1 protein-coding gene is annotated in these 925 nt (G+C 69.1%); it reads right to left on the bottom strand.

Annotated elements, in window-relative coordinates; all coding sequences use genetic code 11:
• Positions 1–162: 162 nt before the first annotated feature.
• A partial coding sequence (locus TN53_RS41030) for a beta-1,3-glucanase family protein (protein ID WP_046263979.1) occupies positions 163–925 on the bottom strand: 763 nt, incomplete at its 5' end.

The raw sequence follows: 925 nt of genomic DNA, 5'->3' as shown, positions 1-925 counted from the left end.
GGTGTCTTGCGGGGGGGGGGGGGGGGGGGGGGGGGGGGCGGGGGCGGCCCCCCCGCCACGAGGTACGTCTCGTGGCGGACGCCGGGCATCAGTCGGTGGGGGCCGCGGTCACCGCCGAACTGTTGGAGCGTCAACTGTGCTGTCTTCAGGGCTCTTCAGGGGTCAGCTCAACGGGTCGAGCGTGAGGTAGGCCTGTTGCGGGTTCCCGTCGTGCACGAGGGACTCGTGGTTGCCGACGTCGTCGAAGGCGAACGCGTAGGCCTTGCCGTCGGCCATCCGGTCGTGGATGACACGGGCGTAGTGGTTGGTCACCGCGTCCTGGTAGAAGGCCGCCGATGCGGCGTCCGGCTGGTTGGGGTTGGTCAGGAGCGTGGAGCGGTTGAAGCCCGCGCAGAGCGTGCGGGAGATCGGTCCGCGGACCTGGTCGTTCGGGGCGTCGAGGAGCTTGTGGCAGCCGAAGACGCTGGACGCGTCCGGCTTCTGGAAGCTGGTGACGGTCGCGCCGGCGGAGTTGGTGAAGTTCATGACGCCGCCGGAGACCCGGCCGAAGTACTTGGTGTTCGGCTGGTCGGTGAACGGGGTCACCGTGAGCGTTGTCGTGGCGTACTTCTGCCAGACGCGGTTGATGTAGTCGTCCAGGACGGAGGCGGGCAGTGCTCCGGTCTCCAGGCCGTAGGCGGGGGAGAGCGCGCGCAGCACCGTGCCGTCCGGGCGGGTCTGGATCAGGCCCGCCCAGCCGCCGGACTGGCCACGCAGACCGTTGAGAACCGCGTTGTAGCCACCGGACTTGAGGTGCCCCGTGTTGATCGTGGTGCCGTCGGAGCGCTGGACGCCCACCGCGTAGGGGGCGGAGAACATGTCGACCTGGGTGCTGTTGAGCCACAGGCCCGAGTCGTTGAGCGTGTACTCCGACCAGTTGAAGAGG

The organism is Streptomyces sp. WM6386, from assembly GCF_000972385.1.
Classification (GTDB): domain Bacteria; phylum Actinomycetota; class Actinomycetes; order Streptomycetales; family Streptomycetaceae; genus Streptomyces.
Note: the sequence above shows the minus strand (reverse complement) of the source record. Positions and strands in the feature narration are given on the sequence as shown.